The organism is Kitasatospora sp. NPDC059648 (assembly GCF_042734825.1).
Taxonomy (GTDB): Bacteria; Actinomycetota; Actinomycetes; order Streptomycetales; family Streptomycetaceae; genus Kitasatospora.
In genome coordinates, this window is the sequence record NZ_JBHWDU010000161.1 from 1 (window position 1) to 8,643 (window position 8,643).

An 8,643-nucleotide genomic window follows, 5' to 3' on the forward strand; every position below is an offset into this window, starting at 1 on the left:
CGTCCGGTCAGCAGGCCGGCGGGTCGCCGGAAGGCCCAGCCCAGGGCGAGCTGCGGCCGGGCATTCCGACCGGATCGGACGGAAACGACCGGAGCCACTGGTTCGTCCACCCAGCGGCTCAGCCGCTTCCCGGTGAGCAGCCGTCCGCGTCGCGAAACACCGTCACGCCGACGAGCTTCCGGACTGCACACCGTGAATCCAGCGGGAATCCCCGACGGGGACAGCTCCCGTCGGAGGGTGATCCGCTCCGGTGCCGGGCATGGGCGACTCCAGTGCAGGTGCCCGCGGTTCAGGCCCCCGGGACGAGCACGGCCGAACCCGTACCGGGGTGAGAGTCCGCCGGCCACCGACCGGAGCCGGGTGGCGTCATCGACTCACGACAGGCGACAGGCGACGGACGGGACGCGCGGTGGAAGTTCCCGCATTCGAACGCCGTCCGCCCCAGCCGTCTGTCGGTCGGTGAGTCCTGACATCATTCCGACCGAGGTCTCCGGGGGACTGCCAGTGGGCGTCGATCCTTCGGCCGAGGCCCCCGCGCCTGCCTCAGGAGGAGCCCGTCACAGCTAGTGCTGCCGCAACACGTCCTTGTGCACGACGCTGTCAACGAACATGACATTCTCACTCAGTCCAGTGAGCAGATCGAGGAGGGCGGCCAACGGCTGGTACTCCACACGGACGGCCGGGCGCTCACCACACGCCGTCAAGTGCTCCCACATCGCGTGGAAGTAGTCTTCCAGTTCGAAACGCGCGTCGAACTGTGCGCTGAGTCCTTCGGGATCGAGCCGACGCAAGGCGTCGCGGTCGAGCTGGGCCACCGCGTCGATGATGCTCTGAACGACCTCACGGCTCACCCTGCGCGAGCTGGACATGGATTCTCCTAACGATGTTCGCAGTGGAAGACCGAGGCCCGACGCTCCACGCGCCGCCCCGCCTGGTCGGAACTCGGGGCGACCGCCCTGTGGCCGCCGATGGTGGGGGCGCTCGTGAGCCGCCTCCCGCTCGACGAGTCGCCCCTATCGAGGAGGCCGGGCCCCGCTGGGTTGCCGGCCGGCACGGCGCGGCCCCGGCCTCGGGAGGTCCTTCCCCGATCACGGCCCTCAGGCGGGAGCCGGTCCGCTGTCCGGTTCCACCACCCGGCGTGCTCCGCCGGAGCGGTCGAACGCAATCGGACGGCCTCGGAGATCACGAGCACGCGGCACCCCGGTACGGATCAGAACGTTATCGGCCGAGACCTCCCGTAGCCCGCCCCGTGATCTGTGCGGTGGTCAGTGGACTCTCCTCCTCGGTGAACCGCGGGGCCGGACAGCGCGGTGTCCGCCCCCGTACCCGTGGCGGCCTGCAAACCTCTCGCTTTCCGGCGGATGAGCCGGTGCCCGTTCCCGGTGCGCACGCCGAGCCGTCCCTGGATTCGGAGCGCCTGGGGCCGTTGCCCCGGACGGGCAGGAGACTCCCCGTGGTGCATGTACTCTCCACCGCTCGTGGCGCCGCTCCGGCCGGGGAGGCGCCATGCTCCGTCCGGCTCCCACAGGGGTTTACGAGCAGTCGGGCGAACGGACGGCGAACCGGCAAAGCCGATCGGGAATAGGTTATTCCACGGGGGAGCGATCCGCTCCAAAAAAGGGGGCGCGTTCACGTGATGCAGCATCTAGTGTGACGGTAGGAATAGTTCGGTAACCAGCAGCCGATGACGGGCCGTACTTTGCCTTTCTTCATTCAAGGAGGACGGGGCGGCATCGCGACTGGGGAATTTCCCGGTCGGAGACGGGTGAAGCGCTCACGGGATTCCTCCGAGCATTGACCGAAACCAGCCGTTCCGATCGTGCAGGTCACGTCTGGAGGAGCAGGCCGGGCCGGCTACGCGGCGAAGCCCGACCGGGCATCCTCTCCGACCGGCGTGGACCAGGCGGCGGAGGCCGCGTCGTCCGGGAGTACGGCGCAGCCGGCGCTCTCGGACCGCCGACGCGTCGGCCGGGCGGTCCGGTTCGGCGGGGACCGGCCATGGAGCAAGCGGGAACGGGTGTCGCTCGCGCAGAATGTGCGGGAGGGCGAGCTTGGGGGATCGCCACAAGCAGAGGTAACTGTCGGCCGGTGCGCGTCAAAGTCGCACCGGCCGACGGATCCGATTCCTCGCCGGGGCACTCACCACCGCAACCCGCCTCTGCAGTGGTCCGGGCAGATCCGGAACTGCCGTCGGCGGAGCGGCTGCTCGCCCGGGGGAGGAGGGTGACCCACCCGGCTGGATGTACCCAGTTATCCGTCGAGCCGGAAGACCCGCAATGCCCTGGTCGGACGATTCACCCGCACAGCCCAGTGGGCTGGAAAAAGCAAACCGTTCTGCGGATCGGCACGGAAACCCGTTGTGGCCAGGCACTTTGCATGTGCGGGGGCTCGTCGCTCGGAAAACCTGCCCGCGCATTCAGTGGTCCTCCAGGTGTTCGCAGCGCACCGCTCCCCAGCCCCGGAGGGGGAGCCGGAGAAGTGGTCCTGTCGGCCGGAGCGGCGGTCCCCGTAGTGGAGCGGTTGGAGGGAAGGAGGCCGAGGGGCGAGGTCCGGGAACGCGGTCCGGAGATTTCGGGCCGACGTGGACCGGCCGAATCGTGGAGCGCTTTCCAACCGCGGAAGCGGTGCGCGGCGGCTTTGACGGATCCGGCGAGACGGTGACGCAATGCCAGTAGGTGGAGGTCGGCCTCGGGTCTCGGGCGCTCCGTTGCCTCGGAGACCCCGTCTGGTTGGCGTCGGGTGGGGCACGTCTCTAGCGGTCTTGGACGGACTTCGACGTCTGGTGGCCGCGTGGGCCTCGGAAGAGTGCAGCGGGCTCATTGCCCGTGACACGCCCCGGAAGGCACCCGCGCCGGGCGGGCATCCGGCGATGACCGCGGCGTACTGTCCGGCGCTCCGCTGTCTCCGTCCCGCTGGTACGTGCTCGCACCCGGGAGCCGGATCCCCGCTGGCCCCGGACACCGGTCGCGTCCCATGGGGGCGTCTGCCCGGCTCCGGCCGTGCCGTCCCGAACACGGTGGTCCCGCCTGCATCGGGATCTCGGAGGTCCCGGCGCGGAGCGGGGGTTATGGTCTCCGGCGTGTGCTCGCATGGCTCGGTTGTGCTTCGGTCCGCCCGGTCTGCGGGCCCTTGGCCGGTGTCCTCCCGAGGGAGGGGTGTGGCTGCGCCCTGCCGGTGCGGACCGGTCGGGGTGGTGCGGTCCACGGGCGAAGCGTCGCCGAGCCGCGCGCGGGCCCGTTCCCGTTCGAACCGGCGAGCGGCGAGGCGTCGGCGAAGGAGCGTTCCTTCCGACACGTCGCCTTCTGCTTCTGACCGTTCGCAGCGCCCAGCTGCGGTGGGCGCGAGCTGCGCCGGTCGGGCATCTTCGGCAGGCGGGACGTCCGACCGGCTGGCGGACGACTCCCACTGGTCCTGAAGCCGGCGGCACGCGGCAGCGGCAGCGGCGGGACCGCAGGAACAGCAGGTGCTCGGATCCCCGGTGTCGCGGACGATCAGCGGGCCACGGCACAGTGCGCACTCCGGAGCTCGGACCGGCCTGGCCCCCGTGACCGTTTCGCTTGCCCGGTCGACGACCCTGATGAGCCACGGGAGCGGGGAGATCACGGAGGACCACGGCTCGGCGCCGACCGGTTCCCTACGGCGCGCGAACTCCCATGCGGACTCGAGGGCCCGGAGGATCACCTCACCGTGGGCTTCTGGAGAGGTGCCGTAGTCTGCGAACGTTGCGACGATGTGCCAGGCGAACACGTCGAGTTGTCGCCCGGTCAGCCGCTCGGCCAGCTGACTCGGCAGTCGGCTGAGAGCCGACGAAGCGGCGCGTCGTCCCCATCGTCTCTGCTCGTCGGTCAGCAACCGGATCGCCTCACGGTCCGCTCGCCATCCGCCGCGCCCCGCCGTACCCGCCGTCTCCGACATGGCTGCCGCCGCGCGGCCTCGCGTGCGCGCGTTGGGCGGTTCGTTGGACAACCAACCGCCAGCGACCGCCGGCTTGTTCAGCAAGTCGTGTTGGGAGGATCGTGTTTCTGCCACCGAATCGGGGGTGGTCGATGTCACCGGACCGGGGAGAGCCGTTGTGACCGAACCGGCGGCTCCCGGCCAGACGTCGAACGAGGCGCCGCGACGGGGAGCCGGTGCTCTACCGGAGACCTCGCCGTTGTCGCCTGCGGCGCCGGGCACGGCTAGGAGTGCGGGAACAGCTCCGTTCGGCGGGGACCCGGGCTGCCCGTCCGGGACTCGCACGGGCACGGGCACGGGGTGGACGACGTACCTGAAAACCCTTCTCTCGCCGGGACCTCTGCTGACCCAGCCCTGGGCCAGGAGTTCCGCCACCGCGTCGCGGGCCGTTCCCTCCTTGATCCGGCACTCGCGCGCAATTCGCCCGACAGGAGTCGGTTCAGGAAAGTGCTGCCGCAGGGAGAGGAAGGCGTAGACCTTGAACCGGGTACCGGCCAGGTGGGTCCGGGCGTGTGAGCTGATGCACACGGCCAGCTCACCGTCGGCCAGGGGACGGACACGTCGGTTCATGGTCCGGGTGGCAGGATTGCGGGAGGCGCGGACCAGATTCTTGGCCTTTGCCTTGGCGATCAGCCGGTTGACGCCGCCCCGCGACAGCCCCAGCTGACGCCCGATGGTCCCGTCGGCGGCGAAGCATGACCCCGACTTCCAGCCGTAGTCCTGCACCAGCGTCACGACCCGGATCAGATCGCCCGTCAAGTCCCTGTCACTGAGCCACGCTGCCGGGAATCGGGTGGCGGGCATGCTGGACCGTCCGGTCGCAGGCGCTCCTGGGACGCACCCGGAGTCCCGGACCGTTTCCGGGAGCATGGTGGCCGTGCCCGCCCGGCTCAAGGGGCACCGCCGGACGCATGATGCGCGATCATTCGTCGGTCCGGTCCGACCGGCCGACCGTGAGTGCCCGGATCGGCCGAGCGGCGTGGCGCCGCCCGTTTCGACGTCGGGGCGGTACTGTTCCCCGCCAGTCCCGGTTGAGCAGTGGTCACTCGTGTCTCACGGCTCGGGAGAGACGGCTGTCGCCTTCGTCCATTCAGGACCCGGTGGCCCGATCCCGGGCGGACACGGCGGCGGCACGCAACATAGGCAGGGGCGTGCTGGCAGATTTTGAATCGGTGATGCAAAATGGCGTTGCCTACTTACGACGCGTGAGGAGGCCGCAGCTCGACAGGACGCAGATTCTTCGCAGGATCCCGAGTGTTCCGTCGAGTCGAGGCAGCAGTGGATTCCGTCGTCGGCTCAGATATGTGCTCGGCGGCGACGGGGCAGGGTGTTGATACCCTTAGGCCTGTGCTTAGTCGGGTGGTGAGGTCCGGTGGTGCGGACTGAGCCCTCCCTTCTCGCTAGGAATGTCACACCTCCCCGCCAGGGGGCGTGGTAAAAGAGGGTCGAGCGAACTCCGGAAAGCGAACACGAGCGGCTGTTTTCGTCTGACGGTTCGCATCCGGGGCCCGAGTGATCTGGAGCAGCGACGCAGCAACGACTGCGCCGCATAGCCGTCCGGACTCAGACGAGTCCTGACGGCTGCTTCATCACCGAGCCGAGTTTGCACTCGGAGTACTCCTTCCATCACGGAACGTGTCTGAATCCTTTCAGTCCTTGTCCGTCCTCAAGCCCCTGTGTCCGCCCAGAGGCAGTGGCCCGCTCACGCCGTCCGGGCGTCCTGCGGAGGCCCGGGCGGCAAGTTCCGAGCGGCCCGACCGCCCCGGCTTGGCGGACTTCCGCCGGGGACACCCCGCACCGGCCCAGGACCACGGAGCGGCGACGCAATGCCACACCGGTCAGTTACGCGCCGACGCAGGAAACCGGGCGGTTGATCGGATACGCGGCGTAGCCGAGCCGGCCGCCTCAGCGACCACACCGACGGTCATGATGCGGCATCGGACGCTCCCCTCACCAGCCACCCGGACGGAAACGCGCAACTGGTGCTTCTCATGCAACCTGAGCTTCCGTTGATCGGATGACCGCGCGCCCCACAGCAACAACGGCCGCCCCGCCATCATCCGGGACCGGCCACGGCCGGCAGCCGCCACGGCGGCCACACCGCTGGGGAGAATCGCAGAGCATCCGGCAGGGACCGCAGCCGTCCCGCCGGGGCGCAGGGGAAAACCAGCGAGCGGTGATGGCCGCGCCCGCTTCGACCGCTCCTGCCCGAGGCCTGCCGAATGACCACCGCCCGTTCGGCCCGAGGAGTTCTGCATCCCGGGTAAAAATGCTGAGCACGGGCGGCCTGGCATATTTCAGGACACCCGGATGCCGTACGTTTCCCGGCGATTGGCTCATCGTTCTCGGGGCATGAGTCCAACGACCGAATCACCTCTTCCATTGCCCCTGGAGCCAGACAGGATCTGCAATGTCGGCGATAACTGGCTATTCGTCCCGGACCGGATCAATGTCATGGGTGATGCAGAAAGTGGGTATCTCGTGAAGGACGGCGAGCGCGTGGTGCTGAGACACTGCTCACGCAATCTGGCCGAGCTCTTCCGCATTCTGCGTCAGCTTGAGTTTGAATTCTCGATCCGGATGCCCCGTTCAGAGGGATAGCCGCCTGATCAGGGCGCCGCCGAGCGCGATACACGATGACGCACACAGGAGGGCCCCTTTGTACGAGTCGACGGACACCGCTTTCGTCCCTCGCTACGCCTCGGGATTCGCTCCCGATGACGGGGTCATACACAACCATCCCCTCTGGCCCCCCGTCGGCCAGTCGTCTCCGGAGACGCCCTATCCGGTCGTGGACGGGTGGACCGACGCAAGCGTGCAGTCGCGCACCGTCGGAGTGGAAGCCCTCATGCAGGAGATCGGTCTGCCGGCCGCGGGCTTCCCTCCCCAGGTGATCGCCGACCGCCCGGAGCCCTGCTCACGGACAGCACGCCCCGCAGGCCGCCGGGCCGACGTCATGGGATCCCTGATCGGATTCCTGACTGCGGCGGTCGTCACCGTGGCGTGCATCCTCGGATGGGCGATCTCCTACCACCCCCTGCAGAACGTGGCTCTTTCCCGGCTGCCCAGAAACCTGTCCCAGTACTGGCCGGTCGTCGTCTACGGGCCGTGGATGGCCGCTTCTCTCTCCGTCCTGCGTGCCGCGCTGGGAGGTCGCAAGGTCGCGAACTCCTGGACGATCATCCTGGTGTTCGCCGGTATCGCCAGTGCCCTGTGCATCGTCGACACACCCAGCACGATGCCTGAGGCTGTGGTCGCGGGCCTTCCGCCGGTGGCGGCCGTGGTGTGCCTGCAACAAATGGTGCGCCAACTGCTGGCGGCCAGGCAGGTGTCCCAGGATGATGTCCGACAGAAACCCTCACACCGGGCATCGCGGTAGATCGCGGCCGGCGCGGGACCACCGCCAACAGGGGCAACGGGATCTCCGATCGGAGGGTGGCGTCCGTCGAGGAGGGAACCGCAACATCGGATCGTGGCATCCCGGAAACACAACGGCTCCGCTGCCCCGGTCTTCCCCGCATCGAGGTCCACCTCCTCGCCGCCATGACGGGAGGCGGGCAGGTCATCGCCCAGCCCGAGAATTCGGCTCCAAGACCAACGGAGTCACCGTCTTCAAACCCGTGCTCGCACCGCTCGACCTCGCCGGAACCGTGGTCACCTTCGACGCGCTGCAAACGAAACCAGTCCCACAACTCGACCGCGTGGTGGAGGAATTGCGTGCACGACAGATGTGGCGCGGGAATCGGCAACCCCGGCGGGGGCGCCCTGCCCCCGCACGACGCGCCCTAAATCAGCGACGAGGACCACGAACGCGCGAGCTGCTCCGTGACGGTGAAAGTCGCCGCACCGCCGCCGTCCGCAACTGTCGAGACGGGCGGTCCACGTGAACCGGCCACCGCCGGTGTACGGACAGCCAGGGAGAAGCGTCGCCCTGGAGTCGGGCGGGGCGCTCGGACCGGTCGGATCCTGTGCAGCGAGCAGTGTCGACCCCTGAAGCATGCCACGGCCGTGGCGCTCTACCAGGGCCTGCCTTCTTCCCGAGCGACGGGCGGGGATCCAGGGCGCGATGCAGTTGTGTGTCGCGTCCAGGCCGCCGGCACTCGTGACCAGGCCCATCGCTGCAGTTGCACCAATCGAGTGAACCTTCCCCCGTTCGAGTGGTCTTCCCTTTATAGGTGACTACGGTAAGCATGCTGTGCACTGCAGGGCGTAGCCGAACGCGGGGCCGCCTGATCACCGACTCCGCAACCATTCACGATTCGAAAGGAAACCAGACCGATGATCCTGAACCTGCTCGCCAACATCGTCGCCGTCCTCGGCTGGCTGCTCTAGCAGTCGTCGATCCACCGGCGGCGAGCCGGCCCCGGCTGAGTGACGGGGCCGGACTTGCCAGATGCCCTGCCGCGGACCACTGCCAGACGCTGGCGACACATGGTGTCTCGGTCGACCACGCGCCGAACTCCGCAGGCATCTGCCGCCACTGCCCTCCGGTCTTGAACCCCGGATCACGCCCTCGAACTGCTGCGGCAGCCGCTCCGGGTATGGGCCTGCTCGCCGACCGGCAGGTACGACTCGATGAACCTCCGTTCTGCAGCAGGCAGTTGAAATCGCTTCACGCGACATGATCTCCCCGATCAGGTTTCGCCTTGAGGGCGGACCCCACAGATTGATCACGCTCCGGTACCCGCC

The 8,643-nt window shown here is 68.6% G+C and carries 3 protein-coding genes; 2 read left to right on the forward strand and 1 reads right to left on the reverse strand.

Going from position 1 to position 8,643, the window contains the following annotated elements:
• Nucleotides 1–563 precede the first annotated feature (563 nt).
• Nucleotides 564–869: a hypothetical protein gene (locus ACFV1W_RS39435; RefSeq protein WP_380422269.1), complete on the reverse strand. Its 306-nt coding sequence runs from the start codon at nt 867–869 to the stop codon at nt 564–566.
• A gap of 5,437 nt (nt 870–6,306) precedes the next feature.
• Here ACFV1W_RS39435 and ACFV1W_RS39440 point away from each other — a divergent pair.
• Together ACFV1W_RS39440 and ACFV1W_RS39445 are read left to right on the forward strand one after the other, a co-directional pair.
• Nucleotides 6,307–6,555 (forward strand): hypothetical protein, encoded by a 249-nt coding sequence (locus ACFV1W_RS39440; RefSeq protein ID WP_380422271.1) that lies wholly within the window; start codon nt 6,307–6,309, stop codon nt 6,553–6,555.
• A gap of 214 nt (nt 6,556–6,769) precedes the next feature.
• A complete protein-coding gene (locus tag ACFV1W_RS39445) occupies nt 6,770–7,333 on the forward strand; it encodes a DUF2637 domain-containing protein (RefSeq protein ID WP_380422272.1) in 564 nt (187 codons plus the stop codon).
• The last annotated feature ends 1,310 nt before the right edge of the window (nt 7,334–8,643 follow it).

Bases quoted from the DNA above. Each gene is read 5' to 3' on its own strand.
- ACFV1W_RS39435 (WP_380422269.1), bottom strand. From the start codon at position 869: ATGTCCAGCTCGCGCAGGGTGAGCCGTGAGGTCGTTCAGAGCATCATC.
- ACFV1W_RS39440 (WP_380422271.1), top strand. From the start codon at position 6,307: ATGAGTCCAACGACCGAATCACCTCTTCCATTGCCCCTGGAGCCAGAC.